Genomic DNA, 15,335 nt, shown 5'->3' on the forward strand with positions numbered 1-15,335 from the left:
GGTGGACCGCGCCACCCCCTCGCCCGAGGACAACGGTCCCCATGCGCCTGAGCGTTCGCCTCGACGGGGGCATGTGCCGTCGTTGGCACCTCCGGCTGATCGAACGCCTCCTGCGCCGCCCCGGGCTGTCGGTGTCCCTCGACCTGTCGCCGGGACCGGGGGCGTTGCCGCCCAACGCCGCCCTGCTGTTCCGGCTCGAGGCGATGCTGCGAAGGCTGCCGCGCACCGGACCGGCCCTGCGGGTCGAACGCGCGGATCTCGAGGCGCGCGCATCCCCATCCGGCGGCCGGCCCGGCCTCGTGCTCGACCTCTGCGGCGACGCCGCGGGGCTGCCGGGCGTCCCGGTCTGGCGCCTCGCCTTCGACGGGGCCTGCGGCGAGGCGGCCCTGCTCGCCTCGCTGCTGGCCGGGCGCACGCCCGTGGTCAGCCTGAGCGAGGACGGACGGATCGTGGCCTCCGGGCGGGTCGGAACCGAGGCGCGCGGGATCATGCTCACGGCCTTCGAGGATGCCCTGGTTCGGACGACCAGCCTGATCCTGGCCGCCCTCGGCGGGGCGGGGCCACGGCTCGCGCCCGACGGACTGGCCGTCCCGGGCCCGGCACCGACGGGCTTCACGGCCACCGCACTCGCCGCCCGTGCCCTGCGCACCTGCACCCGGATGGCTGGCCGGCGGCTCTATGCGCTCTGCACCTGGGCGCCTCACTGGCGGGTCGGCTGGCGCCGGCTCGCCGGCCCCGACCTCATCGACCTCCAGGCCCATCCGGAGACCGGCTGGCATACCCTGCCCGACGACGGGCGCCGCTTCTACGCCGATCCCTTCCCGATCGCGGATGTCGCCGGGACGGTGCTGTTCGTGGAGGATTACAGCCACGTCCTGCAGAAGGGTGTGATCTCGGCGGTGCGCTTCGGGACCGACGGCCCCCTCGGCGCGCCGGTGCCGGTGCTGGAGGCCGCCCACCACCTCTCCTATCCGTTCGTCTTCGCGGAGGACGGCGCCCACTGGATGGTGCCGGAGAGCGGCGCCACCGGGACCCTCGACCTCTACCGCGCCACCGCCTTTCCCGGCGGCTGGGTGAAGGAGGCGACCCTGATCGCGGGCCTCAACCTCAGCGACCCGACCCTGCTCCGGCACGGCGGCCGCTGGTGGCTGTTCGCGACGGTCCGGGACGACGGCGAGCACGACGGCCCCTTCGCGGCCTGGGGCTCCTATTCCGACAGCCTGCATCTCTGGTCCGCGCCGGATTTCCGCGGACCCTGGACCCCGCATCCGCGGAATCCCGTGCTGGTCGACATCGCGGCCGCCCGGTCCGGCGGCCGCATCGTTGCGCGCGACGGCGCCCTGTTCCGGCCGGTGCAGGATTGCCGGGACGGCTATGGCGGGGCCTTGGGCCTCGCGCGGATCCGGCGCCTCGACGAGACGGGCTACGCCCAGAGCGTGGAGATGATCCTGCGATCCGGGCCGCGCTTTCCGGGCACGGGTCTGCACACGCTCAACCGGGCATCGCATTTTGAATTCATAGACGGTGCCGGGCGCGTCCGCCGACGGTTCTAAAATCCGACGTATCGCAGCGACTTACGTCATCACGCAGATTTTAATCCCGCCCGAGGAACAATCAGTTTCGCCCACGCTTGTGCCACCGCTGCCGGGGGGGCGGGGCGTCCGGTCCCCCGCGAGCCCGATCTCACATCGTCCTGCTCGAACGTCCGGAAGGGCCCCCTCATGGCCGAGCCGCTCTCCCCCCGCACCACCACGACGATGCGAAATCCCTCGACGCGCGCCCTGCGCGGCCTCGATGCCCTGAACTTCTTCCTCGCGGACGTCCGTGACGGCCTCGGTCCCTACCTGGCGATCTACCTGATCGCCGTGCGCGGCCCGGATCAGGGCTGGAACGAGGCCACGACCGGCCTGATCATGACCATCGCGGGCATCGCCGGCCTCATCGCCCAGACGCCGGCCGGCGCCCTCATCGACCGCACGAACCGCAAGCGCGCCATCGTGATCGCCGCGGCGGTGGCGGTGACGGTGAGCTGCCTCGTGCTACCCTTCATCTCGAACTTCTACGCGGTGGCCGCCACGCAGTCGGTGGCCGGCATCGCGGGGGCGATCTTCCCGCCGGCGCTGGCGGCCATCACCCTCGGTGTCGTCGGCCCGAAGATGTTCGCCAAGCGCATCGGCCGCAACGAGGGCTTCAACCATGCCGGCAACGCCGCCTCGGCGGCGATCGCGGGCGGCACCGCCTATTTCTTCGGACCGATCGTGGTGTTCTGGCTGATGGCGCTGCTCGCCGTCTGCAGCGTCGGCGCCATGCTGATGGTGCCGGCCGATTCCATCGACGACGACGTCGCCCGCGGTCTCGACCAGACCGAGGCACAGGCCCGGACCGAGGGACAGGAGGAGCCTTCGGGCCTGACTGCGCTCCTGAAGAACAAGTACCTGCTGCTCTTCGCCGTCCTGGCGGCCCTGTTCCACCTGTCGAACGCCGCCATGCTGACCTCGGTGGGGCAGCTGCTGACGAAGCTCTCCGGCAAGGACAACGCCACCTCGCTGATCGCGATCTGCATCGTGGCCGCGCAGCTGGTGATGGTGCCGGTGGCGGTGTTCGTCGGCGCCAAGGCCGACGTGATCGGGCGCAAGCCGATCTTCCTCGCCGCCTTCGGCGTGCTCGCGGTCCGCGGCGTGCTCTACACCCTGTCCGACAACCCGTTCTACCTCGTGGGCGTCCAGCTCCTCGATGGGATCGGCGCCGGCATCTACGGCGCGCTCTTCCCGGTGATCGTCGCCGACCTGACCCGGGGCACCGGCCGCTTCAACGTCTCGCAGGGCGCGGTCGCCACGGCGCAGAGCCTGGGCGCGGCCCTGAGCGCGACGCTCGCGGGCGTGATCATCGTCTCGGCGGGATATTCCACCGCCTTCCTGTCGCTGGCGGCGATCGCAGGCCTGGGCTTCGCCCTCTACCTCTTCGCGATGCCGGAGACGCGGGGCTTCGAGCCCGGCCGCTCGGGCGCCGATGACGGCGGCCTGACGCCGGTCCCCGTGGCGGCGGCCTGACCGGCATGAGCGCCAGCGACGACATCCTCGCCTTCGCCCATATCGGCGACCTGCACCTCACCACCGCGGGCGCCGACAATGCCCGCGACGTCCACGCCATCGTGGACCAGATCAACGCCGTGGACGGGCTCGATTTCGTCTACGTGCCCGGCGACAACGCTGACAACGGCACGGCCGAGCAATACGGCCTGGTGCGGGCGGAGCTCGAACGCCTGCGCCGGCCGGTCCATGTCATCACCGGCGACCACGACATGGAGGGCGGCAGCCTCGACGCGTTCTACGAGGGCCTCGGCGCGCCGCGCCTGCCCTACGCGGTCACGGTGTCCGGCACCCGCTGCCTGTTCCTCGACATGTGCGGGCCGGGCTCCGGCGGGCCCGACTTCCGCCTCGGCGCCGAGCAGGTCGCCTGGCTCCGGCGCGAGGTCGATGCGGCCGAGGCGCAGGGGCAGGACTGCGCCCTGTTCATGCACAGCTACCCCGCCGACCTGAAGGGGGAGGGCGAGGCCGCAGCGGTGGCCGAGCTCGTGCACCGCTCGCGCATCCGCCTCGTCGAGATGGGGCACACCCACTACAACGAACTCGCCAATGACGGCCGGACCATCTACGCGGCGACCCGCTCGACGGGGCAGATCGAGGAAGGACCGGTCGGCTACACCATCGCGGCGATCGACCGCGGCGTGGTGAGCTGGCGTTTCAAGGAACTGGCCGAACGCTGGCCCTTCGTGGTGATCACCGCGCCGGCCGACCGGCGCCTCGCCCATGCCGAGGACCATATCGTCTCGGGCAGCACCGAGATCCGCGCCCTGGTGCTCGGCGCCGGCCGGATCGCGGTCTGCGAATTCAGCATCGACGGCAGTCCCTGGCGTCCGATGCGGCGCGCCGAGGGCGAGCGCCGCTTCCGCGCCATCGTCGATTGGCCGGCCGGCGCCGGGCACCTGACGGTCCGGGCGCAGGACGCAGAGGGCGAGGTCGGCGAGGATCGGATCGAGCCGGCCGGCGATGCCGGCGCGCTGGTCACCTCCAAGGGGCTGGGCAGCGACGCCGATTCCGTTGGCGCCTGGCCGGACCGGGGCATCCTCGGCACCCAGCTCGGCCCGAACCGCAACGGGCGCCACTGGTGAGGCGTCGAGCCCGCCACGCCTGACCTTCCTTCGCGATCAAGGACTTCGAGCCCCATGGGTGCGCTGACGCTGACCCCGAACCTCGTCACATGGGCGATCGCCGCAATGGCCACCCTGGGGGTGATCACCCGTCCCTTCTCCTGGCCGGAGGCGATCTGGGCCGTGCTCGGCGCCGCCGCCCTCGTGGTGTTCGGCCTGTTGCCGGCCGGGACCGCCTGGGAGGGCGTCCTCAAGGGAACGGACGTCTACCTCTTCCTCATCGGCATGATGCTGATGTCCGAGGTGGCGCGGAAGGAAGGCCTGTTCGACTGGCTCGCCGGCATCGCAGTGCGGGCGGCCAAGGGCTCGGCCACCCGCCTGTTCACCCTGATCTACGTGGTGGGCACGGTGGTGACGGTGTTCCTGTCCAACGATGCCTGCGCGGTGGTGCTCACCCCGGCCGTCTACGCCGCCACCAAGGCCGCCAAGGTCGAGAACCCGCTGCCCTATCTCCTGATCTGCGCCTTCATCGCCAATGCGGCGAGCTTCGTGCTGCCGATCTCCAACCCGGCCAACCTCGTGGTCTTCGCCGAGCACATGCCGCCGCTGACCCAGTGGCTGGCGATGTTCGCGCTACCCTCCGTGCTGGCCATCGTCGCCACCTACGCGACCCTGCGCCTGACCCAGAACGCCGTGCTGCGCGACCAGCAGGTCGCCACCGACGTCGAGGCCGTGCGCTTGTCGCGGACCGGACTCGTCGCCGGCCTCGGCATCGTGGCCACCGGCGGCGTGCTCATCGGCGCCTCCGCGTTGGGACTCGACCTCGGCCTGCCGACCTTCGTGGCCGGCGGTCTCACCACGGCCGCCGTCCTGCTGATGAAGCGGGGCGGCCTCGTCGAGGTCGCCAAGGACGTCTCCTGGAGCGTGCTGCCGCTGGTGGCCGGCCTGTTCGTGCTGGTCGAGGCGCTGGAGAAGACCGGCGTCCTGCGGATGATCGCGGACGCCCTCAAGCAGGCGGCGTCCGCTTCGCCCGTCGAGACCGCCTGGGGCGCCGGCACCCTGATCGCGGTGCTCTGCAACCTGGTCAACAACCTGCCGGCCGGCCTCATCGCGGGCGCTGCCGTGCAGACCGCCCACGTGTCCGACAAGGTCGCGGGCGCCGTGCTCATCGGCGTCGATATCGGCCCGAACCTGTCGGTGACGGGCTCGCTCGCCACCATCCTGTGGCTCACCGCGATCCGCCGCGAGGGCCAGGACGTCGGCTTCTGGCGTTTCCTCAAGCTCGGCCTCCTCGTCATGCCGCCGGCCCTCCTGCTGGCGCTCGCCGGCCTTCTCCTCGTCTGATCCGTCGCGTCTTCAGCCCGAAGTCCCCAGCCCCAGGTCCCCCGTGAACGCCGCACTGCTCTATCCCTTCATCCTCGTCGCGGGCGTCCTGCAGGCGCTGGGCAATTCGATGAACGCGCAGCTGCGCGGCCGGCTCGTGAACCCGTGGCTCGCCGCCTCGGTCTCGTTCCTGCCCATCGTGTTCGTGTTCGCCACGCTGTTCCTCGTCATGCCGACGCCGCTCCCCACCCTGGAGACCCTCGGCAGGATGCCCTGGTACGCGCCCCTCGGGGGCGTGGCCGGCGCGGTGGCGGTGTTCGGCGGGCTCGCCTTCATCGACAAGGTCGGCGCAGGGCCCTTCAACGGACTGACGCTCACGGCCAACATCCTGGCCTCGCTCGCCATGGATTCCTTCGGCCTGTTCGGCCTGCAGGGCGGCGGCTTCAAGCTCATGCCCTGGATCGGCGGGCTGCTGATGGCCGTCGGCGTGTTCTTCATCGCCCGCACCACGGCCGACACGGGCGGAGACAAGGAGGGCGGGCACGGCCTCAACCCGAAGCTGCTCTACCCCTTCATCGTGGTGGCGGGCATCCTGCAGGCCGTCGGCGTCGTCTGGAACTCCCAGCTGCGCGGCGCCCTGGTGAACCCCTGGCTCGCCGCGACCGTCTCGTTCCTGCCCGTCGTGTTCGTGTTCGTGCTGGTGTTCCTCGTGCGCCCGACGCCCCTGCCCACGCGCCAGGACGTGTCCGGCGTGCGCTGGTGGATGCCGCTCGCCGGCATCACCGGGGCGGTGGCGGTGTTCGGCGGCCTGCTCTTCGTCGACAAGGTGGGGGCGGGCGCCTTCAACGGGCTCCTCATCACCGCCAACCTCCTGACCTCGGTGGCCCTCGATCATTTCGGATGGGTCGGCATGAAGCAGGTCAAGGCCGGCCCCGCCCGCCTCGGCGGCGCCGCCCTGATGGTCGCCGGCATCGTCCTCATCTCGGTATTTTGAGCGGCGCCTACGTATTCGAAAACGCGAAGCTTGAGGACAAGCGGTTGCAGCCGCCGGGAAACGTTGGCCTTTTCGGCGCCCGGCGTGCTAAACCTCCGACGATCCCGCCCGGAGCCGATCCGCGTCAAGGGTGTGTGGACAGCCTCTCGTGCCGCCCGATTGCCGTCTCCCGGTCTAGTCCGGCGCGCGTCACGACCTGATCGGTCACCGGAATCCGGCGCCCGGGCCGCCCACGCGGCCGCGCCGACGGGCATCTGCGACGCCGCGCCGAGCGCGTGCGGGAGGGTTCAAGGACAGGAATGCAATGAGCGACGAGACCGACGCCCGGACCCGATCCGAAGAGCGCGCCGAGCGGGCCGAGCGGATGGCCAAGGAAGGCGCCCAGGCCATGGCCGAGCATCTCGCCTCGGTGAAGGCCGTGGACGAGCGGACGGTGAAGCTGCGGGCCCTGCGCCTCGCCAAGGAGGCCGCCGACGCCGAGGCGAAGGCCGCCGCCCCGCCGCCCGCGCCCAAGCGCAAGCGGTCCTGAGACGGCCCGGCGGAGGAGAAGCCATGGCATTCGATCGCTCCCGTCGACCGAGCGACCCGCGACAGGCCGCCGAGGCGGCCTTCAAGGCCGCCACCACCAAGCCCGTCGAGACCGCCAAGCCGGCCTCGGCCGTTCCGGCATCCCCGGCCTCGGCCGTGCCCGGCGCCCGCGAGATGGTGAGCCTGCGCCTCGACCGCGCCGTGCTCGAGCATTTCCAGAAGGACGGTCCCGGCTGGCAGGACCGCATCAACGCGGCGCTCAAGGCCGCCGCCGGCCTCTAGGCGGAGCGGCTCGCCGCGACCGGTTCGGCGAACGAGGCCTAGCCGAACCCGCCTCGCTTCAACCGCATGACCGTGCGGTCGAGGGCACCGAGGAAGGCGGAGCGGTCGCGGGCCGAGAAGGGTTTCGGCCCGCCGGTGATCGCGCCGGCCTCGCGCAGGTCCTGCATCAGGTTGCGCGTGGCCAGCGCCATGCCGATGCCGCTCTCGCTGAACGGCTTGCCGGTGGGCGCGAGCACCTCCGCCCCCGCCTTCACGCAGCGGCTGGCGAGGGGCACGTCGGCCGTGACGACGATGGCGCCCGGCCGCGCCCGCTCGGCGATCCAGTCGTCGGCGGCATCGAACCCGTCGCTCACCACCACCCGTTCGATCCAGGGCTCGCGCGGCAGGGCCAGGAAGCTGTTGGCGACCACGTAGACGTGGAGACCGTAGCGCCCGGCGACGCGGTAGGTCTCGTCCTTCACCGGGCAGGCATCCGCGTCGATAAAGACGGCGATGGCCCGGGATGCCGCGTCCCCGCTCATTGCGCGGCCACCGCCTGCGGCGGGATGCCGGGCTCCACCGCCTTCGCTCCGACCCGCTCCAGGGTCGAGACGCTGAGGGGTTGGCCGCGCCCCCGGAGGGCGTGCGCGCCGAGGGAACGGGCGCGGATGCCCTCGGGCAGGCGCGCGATCCGGGCCAGCAGGTCGTCGGAGACGAGGATCTCGGTGCCGAGGGGCCGGCAGAGGGATTCGATGCGCGCGGTGACGTTCACCGCATCGCCGAAATACGCGATCTTGTGCCGGTCGACGCCGACTTCCGCCGTCACGATCGAGCCGCCGTGCAGGGCGGCGCGCAGGCGCGGCACGGTGCCGAACCGGGCCATCCAGGCCTCGGATTCCGCCTCCAGCCGGTCCATCACGTCGAACACGCAGGCGACGCAGCGCGCGTCCTTGAGGCCGCGGGCCATCGGCCAGGTGATCATCGCCATGTCGCCGATGTAGTCGTCGATGGAGCCGGCATTGCGCCGGACCGGCTCGGCGAGAGCCGCGAAGACCGCACCGAGATAGGCCTGGGCCTTGAGGTCGCCGTGGGTCTCGGCGAAGGCGGTCGAGCCGACGACGTCGAGGAACAGGAAGATCCGCTCCTCCCGCACGGGCTGGTGGTAGCGCCCGACCAGGAAGTTCACGAACACCTCGCCGCCGATCAGGTCGCGCATGCGGATGACGAAGACGAGCATCGCCGAGACCGCGAGGCAGTAGGCCAGCACCCGCGGGGTGATCCGCACGGCGTGGCTGAGATCGTCGTTGGTCAGGCCGAGGGCCCAGACCAGCAACCCGCCGAGGGCGATGCCGGCCGCGATCATCAGCACGTAGGCGAACTCGGCCGCCGGCACGTAGAACTTCGCCGGCATCCGGCGCATCCGCGCCTGGAGACCGCCGAGGATCAAGCCCCGGTCGAAGGCCAGCGTCGTCCCGCCCACCGCCAGGCCGTAGATCAGGCCGGCGAGCGGCGTCGCGCCACCGGCGAACAGCACGTTGTAGAGGAGGCCGGCTCCGCCGCAGGCGATGAGGATGAGGAGCCAGAACCAGCGGTGCTGCGGCAGCATCAGCGGCGTCCCCCGTTCGTTGCCCCGGCGGGGGCCGGCGGCGGCGATCCGGCAGGAATGGGGGAGGGTGCAGCGCTGCGCAACGGATGGGCCCCTTCGGGGATAGGCCCGACGGCGGCGCAGCCCCTTGGCGCACCGAGCTTCGGACCACGTCCCCATCACCGCCCCATGATGGCGCGAGTAAGGCCAAGGTGACGCAGGTCAGCGGATCGGGGACCGGTGTGGCTCCCGCGCGTTGGCTCCCCGGACCATCTGGACAGGAGCGCGGGACGGATGCGGAGCAGGACTTTCGGCGCGGCGGACCGCGCGGTGCCCGTCATCGGGCAGGGCACCTGGCACCTCGACCAGGCGGACCACGCCACCGCCGTCGCGACGCTGCGGGCGGGGCTCGATGCCGGCATGACGCATATCGACACCGCCGAGATGTACGGCGAGGCCGAACCCCTGGTGGGCAAGGCCATCGCGGGCCGGCGCGCGGAGGTGTTCCTGGTGTCCAAGGTGGTGCCGGGCAATGCCAGCCGGACGGGCGTGGTCGCGGCCTGCGAGCGCTCGCTCAAGCGCCTCGGCACCGACCATCTCGACGCCTACCTGCTGCACTGGCCGGGCCGGTACCCGCTGGAGGACACCATCGCGGGCTTCTCTACCCTGAAGCGGGCGGGCAAGATCCTGTCCTGGGGCGTGAGCAACTTCGACGTCGCCGATCTCGACGAGGCCCTGGCGATCGCCGGCCCGGGCCAGATCGCCTGCAACCAGGTGCTCTACCACCTGCAGGAGCGCGCCATCGAACACGCGGTGCTGCCCTGGTGCCGGCGCAACGGAGTCGCCCTGGTCGGCTATTCGCCCTTCGGCAGCGGTGATTTCCCCGAGGCCGGGAGCGCCGGAGGCCAAGTGCTCGCCCGCCTCGCGGAGGCGCACGGCACGACGGCGCGGGGCATCGCCGCCGCGTTCCTGACACGCGACGAGGGCACCTTCACGATCCCGAAGACGGCGCGGCCGGAGCGGGCGCGGGAGAATGCGGCGGCGGGCGCGATCACCCTGACGACGGAGGATTGCGCCGCCCTGGAAGCGGCCTTCCCACGCGGCCCGCGCCCGCGCAGCCTGCCGATGCTGTAGCGACCCGGGCGAAGTTGTGGCCAATGGCCGGGGATGATCCAGCGCGGACGGTCCGCGCCGGCCAATGGGTAGGGAGTGCGAGCGATGGCGCGATGGCGGGGTCCGGCGATCCTTCGTCGGGCAGTCCTTCGTCGGGTTGTCCTCGGTTCGGCCTTTCTCGGCCTGTGCTGGCTCGCCGAGGCGCCCGTGCTGGCGGAGGAGGTCAGGTCCGACCGGCGCAACCCGGAGCAGCCCGACGGCGAGACCCTGACGATCGACGGGAAGGGCATCACCCTGACTTTCCCCGACGTCGCCAAGCTGCGCATCGGCGGCAAGCTGCAGCTCGATTACGGGGCGGCCGCCATCCGGCAGGCCGGCTTTCCCGAGCCTTTTCCGGAGAACTTCGCGGTGCGCCGGGCCTGGATCGAGAGCTATCTCACCCTCGGCAAGAGCCTGGAACTCGCCTTCCAGTATGATTTCGCCGACCCGATGCGGCCGATCAACGATGCCGCCGCGGCCTATACGGGTCTGGAGAACACCCTCCTGACGGTGGGCAACATGAAAGAGCCCTTCAGCCTCGACCAGTTGACCAGCGACAACAACACCCTGTTCACCGAGCGCTCGCTCGCCGACGCCTTCGCGCCCGCCCGCAACCTCGGTGTCGCGCTCGGCCGCCACGGGGGGGACTGGACCGTGGTCGCCAGCGTCTTCGGCGGCAACGCCAACACCGGTATCGGCAGCGAGGGTGTCGCCGCCACCGGGCGCGCCACCTACGCGCCGATCCGCGAGGACGACCGCGTGCTGCATCTCGGCCTCGCCGGGAGCGTCCGCGATCTGCCTCGCGACGGTCAGGGATTGTCGCTGTCGAGCCGGTCCGAGGCCTTCCTGTACCAGCGCAACTTCGTCGATACCGGCGACATCCGTGACGCCGCGAGCGTCGGTCGCATCGGCCTGGAGGCCGCCTATCGCGACGGGCCGTTCCTGGTCCAGGCCGAGTACATCCGCACCGCGGTGGAGCGCACCGGCGGCGCTCGGACCATCGGCTTCCAGGGCGGCTACATCCAGGCCAGCGTCATCCTCAACGGCAAGGGCCGGGCCTACAAGCTCGCCCCCGATTACGGCGCCACCTACGCGACCTTCTCCGGCGTGCAGGTGGCGGAGGCCGACCGGATCTCGCGGGGCGGGATCGGCGTGTTCGAACTCGGCACCCGCTTCAGCGCCATCGACCTCGACGATGCAGGCATCCGCGGCGGCATCGAGCGCGACGTCACGGTCGGACTGAACTGGTACCCAGACCGCAACATCCGGGTGGTCGCCGACTATGTCCGCTCCCACACCAGCCCCTCGGCGGTGCAGGGTGGCCGCACCATCGACGCGGACACCTTCATCGGGCGGTTTCAGCTGTATTGGTAGACAGCGGTTCCGGGCGATTTGGAGCCGCCGGACCGGGTTGCGGCCGACCCCCGGTGCGGTGCTACGATGCGCCCGAAAGCCGGGCCGCGCCCGGCGCTCCGGGTCGGCGTGACGATCCATGCAACGCACGGAAGTCCTGATCGTCGGCGCCGGCCCGACGGGCCTGGTCCTCGCCCTGTGGCTGACGCGACTCGGAATCCGCGTCCGGATCATCGACCGGACGGAAGGGCCCGGCACCACTTCCCGGGCGCTCGGCATCCAGGCGCGCACCCTCGAGCTCTACCGCCTGCTCGACCTCGCCGACGCGGTCGTCGAGGCCGGGCACCCCGTGCACGCCGTCAACATCTGGACCGCCGGCACGAAGCGCGCCCGCGTGGCGTTCGCGGCCGACCCGCGGGACCCCACCCCCTATCCCTTCCTGCTGATCTACCCGCAGGACGCGCACGAACGCCTCCTCATCGATCGCCTCACGGCGGCGGGGGTCGAGGTCGAGCGACGCACCGAGCTCGTCGGGTTCACGCAGGACAGGACATGCGTCGTCGCCACCCTGCGCACGCTCGACGGCGCGCAGCAGCAGGTCGCGGCCGCCTACCTGGCCGGGTGCGACGGCGCCCGCTCCACGGTGCGTGAGACCCTGGGGATCGGCTTTCCCGGCGGAACTTACGACCGATTCTTCTACGTCGCCGACATCGCCGCGGACGGTCCCACGATCGACGGCGAGATCCATCTCAACCTCGGTGGAGCCGCCGATTTCCTCGCCGTCTTCCCCCTGGCGGAGCGCGGGCGGGCGCGCCTCGTCGGGACCGTGCTCGACGATCACCCCGGCCGCCGCGAGAGCCTGACCTTCGACGACATCGCCGCCACGGCGCTGGAGGGCCTGCAAATCGCGCCGCGGACGGTGAACTGGTTCTCGACCTACCGGGTGCATCACCGGGTCGCCGACCGCTTCCGGGACGGGCGCGTCTTCCTGCTCGGGGATGCCGGGCATATTCACAGCCCGGCCGGCGGGCAGGGCATGAACACCGGGATCGGCGACGCGATGAACCTCGGCTGGAAGCTCGCCGCCTGCCTCCGGGGACGGGCCGGCGACGCCCTGCTCGAGACCTACGAGACCGAACGGATCGGCTTCGCCCGCCGCCTCGTGGCGACGACGGACCGGGTGTTCACCCTGGCGACCTCGGAGAACGCGCCGGCGCAGCTCTGGCGGACATGGCTCGCACCCTGGCTGGCGCCCTGCATCGCCGGCTTCCCGGCCCTCCGGCGCTTCCTGTTCCGCACGATCTCGCAGATCGGGTTGGCCTACCGGCACAGCGCCCTCGGCGCGGGTCGTGCGGGACGAGTCCAGGGAGGAGAGAGGCTGCCCTGGCTGCCGAGTGCGGACGATGTCGCCCCGGAATGGCAGGTGCGGGTTCACGGAACGGCAGCGCCGGACCTGGCGCGCTGGTGCGCGCAGGCGGGCCTGCCCCTGCGCGTCCTCGCCTGGAGCCCCGAGGCCGAGCGGGGAGGCCTGGCCCGGAACGCCCTCTACCTCGTGCGCCCCGACGGCTACGTGGCCCTCGCCGATGCGAAGGCTTCCGTCCCGACGCTGGCCGCCTTCCAGGCGCAGCACGGCCTGCGCTGGGGAGCGGACGCCTGATCTGAGGAGGCGCGGGGGCTACTCGCCGACCCCGAACAGCTTCTCGAGGAAGTTGCGGTCATCCTGGCTCGGGCCGCGGCTCGCATCCGCGTGGCGGGCGGCCGGGCGCGGCGGGGCGGCGGCCTGCGGCTCGCCGAGGAGGGCACCGATCAGGCCACCGGGGGTGCTGCTGGTGACGGCCGGCTCGGACGGGCCGCGGTTGCGCCAGCGGTTGGCGCCGGGCAGCATCGCCGGGCTCTGCCCCTTCAGCGCCACCGTCATGTAGGCCTTCCAGATCTCGCCCGGCAGGTTGCCGCCCGAGACCTTCTTCGTCGGCTCGCCGTCATCGTTGCCGAGCCAGATTCCGGTGACCAGGGTGGCCGAATAGCCGATGAACCAGGCATCGCGGAAATCCTGGCTGGTGCCGGTCTTGCCGGCGAGATCCCAGCCCGGAACCTCCGCCTTCTTGGCGGTGCCGGTGACGAAGGTCTCGTGCATCATCGCGTTCATCATCGAGACCGCGTTGGCGTCGATGACGCGGCCGAGGCCGCCGTCCTTGCGCTTGTAGAGCACCTTGCCGTCGGCGCTCTTCACGCTGGCGATGATGTAGGGGATCACCCCCGTACCGCCGTTGGCGAAGGCCGCGTAGGCGCCCACCATCTCCAGGGGCGTCACCTCGGAGGTGCCGAGCGCGATCGAGCCGTTGGCCTGGAGCGGGGACGAGATGCCGAGGCGCTGGGCCGTCTGCACCACGGTCTTCGGACCGACCTCCTGGCCGAGGCGGACCGCCACGGTGTTGAGGGAGAGCGCGAGGGCGTCGCGCAGGGTCACGGGTCCCCGGTAGTCGCGGGAGTAGTTCTCCGGGTTCCAGCCCTTGATGCTGATCGGCGCGTCGTCCCGCACGGTGTCGGGGGTCAGGCCGTGCTCGACCGCCGCGAGGTAGACGAAGGGCTTGAACGACGAACCGGGCTGGCGCTTGGCCGTGGTGGCACGGTTGAACTGGCTCTGGGCGTAGTCGCGCCCGCCCACGAGGGCGCGGATCGCTCCGTCCGGCTTCATCGAGACGAGGGCGCCCTGAGCGACGTTGTAGCGGCCGCCCTTCTGGTTCAGTTCGTCCACGAGCGCCTTCTCGCCGGCGGCCTGGAGGCCGGTATCGACGGTGGTCGCGATGACGATGTCGCTCTCGAACTTCGGCAGGAAATCGTCCAGCACGTCCATCACGAGGTCGGCGACGTAGTTCGCCGAGCCGCCGCCGCGCACGCTCGCCGGCCGTGCCGGGGTCGCCAGGGCCAGCTTCGCGTCGGCCGGCTTGGCGAAGCCCAGCTCCTCCATGGCGGCGAGCACCTGGGCGGCGCGGGCCTGGGCCGCGGGCAGGTTGCGGTTCGGCGCCAGGCGCGAGGGCGCCTGGACGAGGCCGCCGAGCATCGCGGCCTCCGCCAGGGTCACGGCTTTCGCCGGCTTGCCGAAGTAGCGCTGGGCCGCGGCCTCGACGCCGTAGGCGCCGGCGCCGAAGTAGACGCGATTGAGGTAGAGCTCGAGGATCTCGTCCTTGCTGTACTTGTGCTCGAGCCACAGGGCGAGGATCGCTTCCTGGATCTTGCGCGAGGCCGAGCGCTCCGGGGTCAGGAACAGGTTCTTGGCGAGCTGCTGGGTCAGGGTCGAGCCGCCCTGGGAGACGCCCCGCCGGGTCACGTTCTGGGCGACCGCGCGGGCGATGCCCACGGGGTCGACGCCGAAATGGCTGTAGAAGCGCCGGTCCTCGATCGCCACGAAGGCGCGCGGCAGGTAGGGCGGCAGTTCCTTGATGCTGACGACCCGGCCGCCGGTCTCGCCGCGATTGGCCAGGAGCGAGCCGTCGCTCGCCAGGATCGCGATGTTGGGGGGGCGCTTGGGCACCGCGAGCTGGTCGATCGGCGGCAGCTGCGAGGCGTGGTAGGCCACGAGCCCCGCGATGCCGATCACGCCCCAGAGGCCGAGGACGAGCACGCCGTAGACGAGCCGCCCGAGGATCGAGCGGCGGGCGCGCCGCGGCGCCTTGCGCAGCGCCCGGGCTGGCGGTGCGGCGGATGCGCGGCCCTTCGCGCCGCGGCCGCCCTTCGAACCTGACTCGCCTCGCGCCACGCCGCCTCCCGCGCGATCGGATCGCGAGAGCCGCAGATCGAGGTCGGCCGGGTCCTCGACGCGGCCCTCGGGCACGTCGAAGTTCGGCTCTCCCCTGCCTCCGCCTGCGCGTCCCTTCGCCATGCGTCCCGTCTGCCCCAAGGTTCGTTCGCGATTCGAGCGTCCCTGCTTGCGCACGGTAAATGCGGCGGGTTTAAGGGGTGTTAACCGGCTGATTTTTCAAAGCCTTGAG

The 15,335-nt window shown here is 71.5% G+C and carries 13 protein-coding genes; 10 read left to right on the forward strand and 3 right to left on the reverse strand.

Annotated elements, in window-relative coordinates:
- Positions 1 to 41 precede the first annotated feature (41 nt).
- The 7 genes from AC0IWM_RS09745 (at position 42) to AC0IWM_RS09775 (ending at position 7,277) form a co-directional block, all read left to right on the forward strand.
- Positions 42 to 1,553, forward strand: a complete 1,512-nt coding sequence (locus AC0IWM_RS09745) for a glucosamine inositolphosphorylceramide transferase family protein (protein ID WP_471754694.1) — start codon at positions 42 to 44, stop codon at positions 1,551 to 1,553.
- A 168-nt stretch (positions 1,554 to 1,721) separates the two neighbouring features.
- Complete coding sequence (locus tag AC0IWM_RS09750) at positions 1,722 to 3,050, forward strand: MFS transporter (RefSeq protein ID WP_471754696.1); 1,329 nt, start codon at positions 1,722 to 1,724, stop codon at positions 3,048 to 3,050.
- A 5-nt stretch (positions 3,051 to 3,055) separates the two neighbouring features.
- Positions 3,056 to 4,171, forward strand: a complete 1,116-nt coding sequence (locus tag AC0IWM_RS09755) for a metallophosphoesterase family protein (RefSeq protein WP_471754698.1) — start codon at positions 3,056 to 3,058, stop codon at positions 4,169 to 4,171.
- Between the two features lie 54 nt (positions 4,172 to 4,225).
- Positions 4,226 to 5,494 (forward strand): arsenic transporter, encoded by a 1,269-nt coding sequence (locus tag AC0IWM_RS09760; protein ID WP_471754700.1) that lies wholly within the window; start codon positions 4,226 to 4,228, stop codon positions 5,492 to 5,494.
- Between the two features lie 43 nt (positions 5,495 to 5,537).
- Positions 5,538 to 6,467, forward strand: coding sequence for a DMT family transporter (locus tag AC0IWM_RS09765; protein ID WP_471754702.1), 930 nt, complete (start codon positions 5,538 to 5,540; stop codon positions 6,465 to 6,467).
- A 304-nt stretch (positions 6,468 to 6,771) separates the two neighbouring features.
- The gene (locus tag AC0IWM_RS09770; RefSeq protein WP_055956977.1) at positions 6,772 to 6,996 is read left to right on the forward strand and encodes a hypothetical protein; all 225 of its coding nucleotides are present in this window, start codon (positions 6,772 to 6,774) and stop codon (positions 6,994 to 6,996) included.
- Positions 6,997 to 7,019: 23 nt separating this feature from the next.
- Entirely contained in the window at positions 7,020 to 7,277 is a 258-nt protein-coding gene (locus AC0IWM_RS09775; protein WP_471754704.1) for a BrnA antitoxin family protein, read from the forward strand.
- Positions 7,278 to 7,315: 38 nt separating this feature from the next.
- Here AC0IWM_RS09775 and AC0IWM_RS09780 read toward each other — a convergent pair whose 3' ends face one another.
- Both AC0IWM_RS09780 and AC0IWM_RS09785 read right to left on the reverse strand, forming a co-directional pair.
- Positions 7,316 to 7,798 carry a YaiI/YqxD family protein gene (locus AC0IWM_RS09780; RefSeq protein ID WP_056477352.1) on the reverse strand — a complete coding sequence of 161 codons (483 nt, stop codon included), beginning with the start codon at positions 7,796 to 7,798 and terminating at the stop codon, positions 7,316 to 7,318.
- Positions 7,795 to 8,862 carry an adenylate/guanylate cyclase domain-containing protein gene (locus AC0IWM_RS09785; RefSeq protein ID WP_471754706.1) on the reverse strand — a complete coding sequence of 356 codons (1,068 nt, stop codon included), beginning with the start codon at positions 8,860 to 8,862 and terminating at the stop codon, positions 7,795 to 7,797. Before AC0IWM_RS09785 ends, AC0IWM_RS09780 begins: the two co-directional genes overlap by 4 nt.
- A gap of 273 nt (positions 8,863 to 9,135) precedes the next feature.
- On the opposite strand from AC0IWM_RS09785, the gene AC0IWM_RS09790 reads away from it, so the two are divergent.
- From AC0IWM_RS09790 to AC0IWM_RS09800, 3 genes are all read left to right on the forward strand, one after another.
- Positions 9,136 to 9,975, forward strand: a complete 840-nt coding sequence (locus AC0IWM_RS09790; protein ID WP_471754708.1) for an aldo/keto reductase — start codon at positions 9,136 to 9,138, stop codon at positions 9,973 to 9,975.
- A gap of 84 nt (positions 9,976 to 10,059) precedes the next feature.
- Positions 10,060 to 11,367 carry an OprO/OprP family phosphate-selective porin gene (locus AC0IWM_RS09795; protein WP_471754710.1) on the forward strand — a complete coding sequence of 436 codons (1,308 nt, stop codon included), beginning with the start codon at positions 10,060 to 10,062 and terminating at the stop codon, positions 11,365 to 11,367.
- Between the two features lie 118 nt (positions 11,368 to 11,485).
- Positions 11,486 to 13,003 carry an FAD-dependent oxidoreductase gene (locus tag AC0IWM_RS09800; protein WP_471754712.1) on the forward strand — a complete coding sequence of 506 codons (1,518 nt, stop codon included), beginning with the start codon at positions 11,486 to 11,488 and terminating at the stop codon, positions 13,001 to 13,003.
- An 18-nt stretch (positions 13,004 to 13,021) separates the two neighbouring features.
- Here AC0IWM_RS09800 and AC0IWM_RS09805 read toward each other — a convergent pair whose 3' ends face one another.
- On the reverse strand, positions 13,022 to 15,226 hold the full coding sequence (locus tag AC0IWM_RS09805) for a transglycosylase domain-containing protein (RefSeq protein WP_471754713.1): 2,205 nt from the start codon (positions 15,224 to 15,226) through the stop codon (positions 13,022 to 13,024).
- Positions 15,227 to 15,335: the final 109 nt, after the last annotated feature.

This window comes from Methylobacterium sp. AC433, from assembly GCF_979253015.1.

What these genes read in the sequence shown, in the direction of transcription:
- AC0IWM_RS09745 (WP_471754694.1), top strand. Translation starts at nt 42, where the DNA reads ATGCGCCTGAGCGTTCGCCTCGACGGGGGCATGTGCCGTCGTTGGCAC.
- AC0IWM_RS09750 (WP_471754696.1), top strand. Translation starts at nt 1,722, where the DNA reads ATGGCCGAGCCGCTCTCCCCCCGCACCACCACGACGATGCGAAATCCC.
- AC0IWM_RS09755 (WP_471754698.1), top strand. Translation starts at nt 3,056, where the DNA reads ATGAGCGCCAGCGACGACATCCTCGCCTTCGCCCATATCGGCGACCTG.
- AC0IWM_RS09760 (WP_471754700.1), top strand. Translation starts at nt 4,226, where the DNA reads ATGGGTGCGCTGACGCTGACCCCGAACCTCGTCACATGGGCGATCGCC.
- AC0IWM_RS09770 (WP_055956977.1), top strand. Translation starts at nt 6,772, where the DNA reads ATGAGCGACGAGACCGACGCCCGGACCCGATCCGAAGAGCGCGCCGAG.
- AC0IWM_RS09775 (WP_471754704.1), top strand. Translation starts at nt 7,020, where the DNA reads ATGGCATTCGATCGCTCCCGTCGACCGAGCGACCCGCGACAGGCCGCC.
- AC0IWM_RS09780 (WP_056477352.1), bottom strand. Translation starts at nt 7,798, where the DNA reads ATGAGCGGGGACGCGGCATCCCGGGCCATCGCCGTCTTTATCGACGCG.
- AC0IWM_RS09785 (WP_471754706.1), bottom strand. Translation starts at nt 8,862, where the DNA reads ATGCTGCCGCAGCACCGCTGGTTCTGGCTCCTCATCCTCATCGCCTGC.
- AC0IWM_RS09790 (WP_471754708.1), top strand. Translation starts at nt 9,136, where the DNA reads ATGCGGAGCAGGACTTTCGGCGCGGCGGACCGCGCGGTGCCCGTCATC.
- AC0IWM_RS09795 (WP_471754710.1), top strand. Translation starts at nt 10,060, where the DNA reads ATGGCGCGATGGCGGGGTCCGGCGATCCTTCGTCGGGCAGTCCTTCGT.
- AC0IWM_RS09800 (WP_471754712.1), top strand. Translation starts at nt 11,486, where the DNA reads ATGCAACGCACGGAAGTCCTGATCGTCGGCGCCGGCCCGACGGGCCTG.
- AC0IWM_RS09805 (WP_471754713.1), bottom strand. Translation starts at nt 15,226, where the DNA reads ATGGCGAAGGGACGCGCAGGCGGAGGCAGGGGAGAGCCGAACTTCGAC.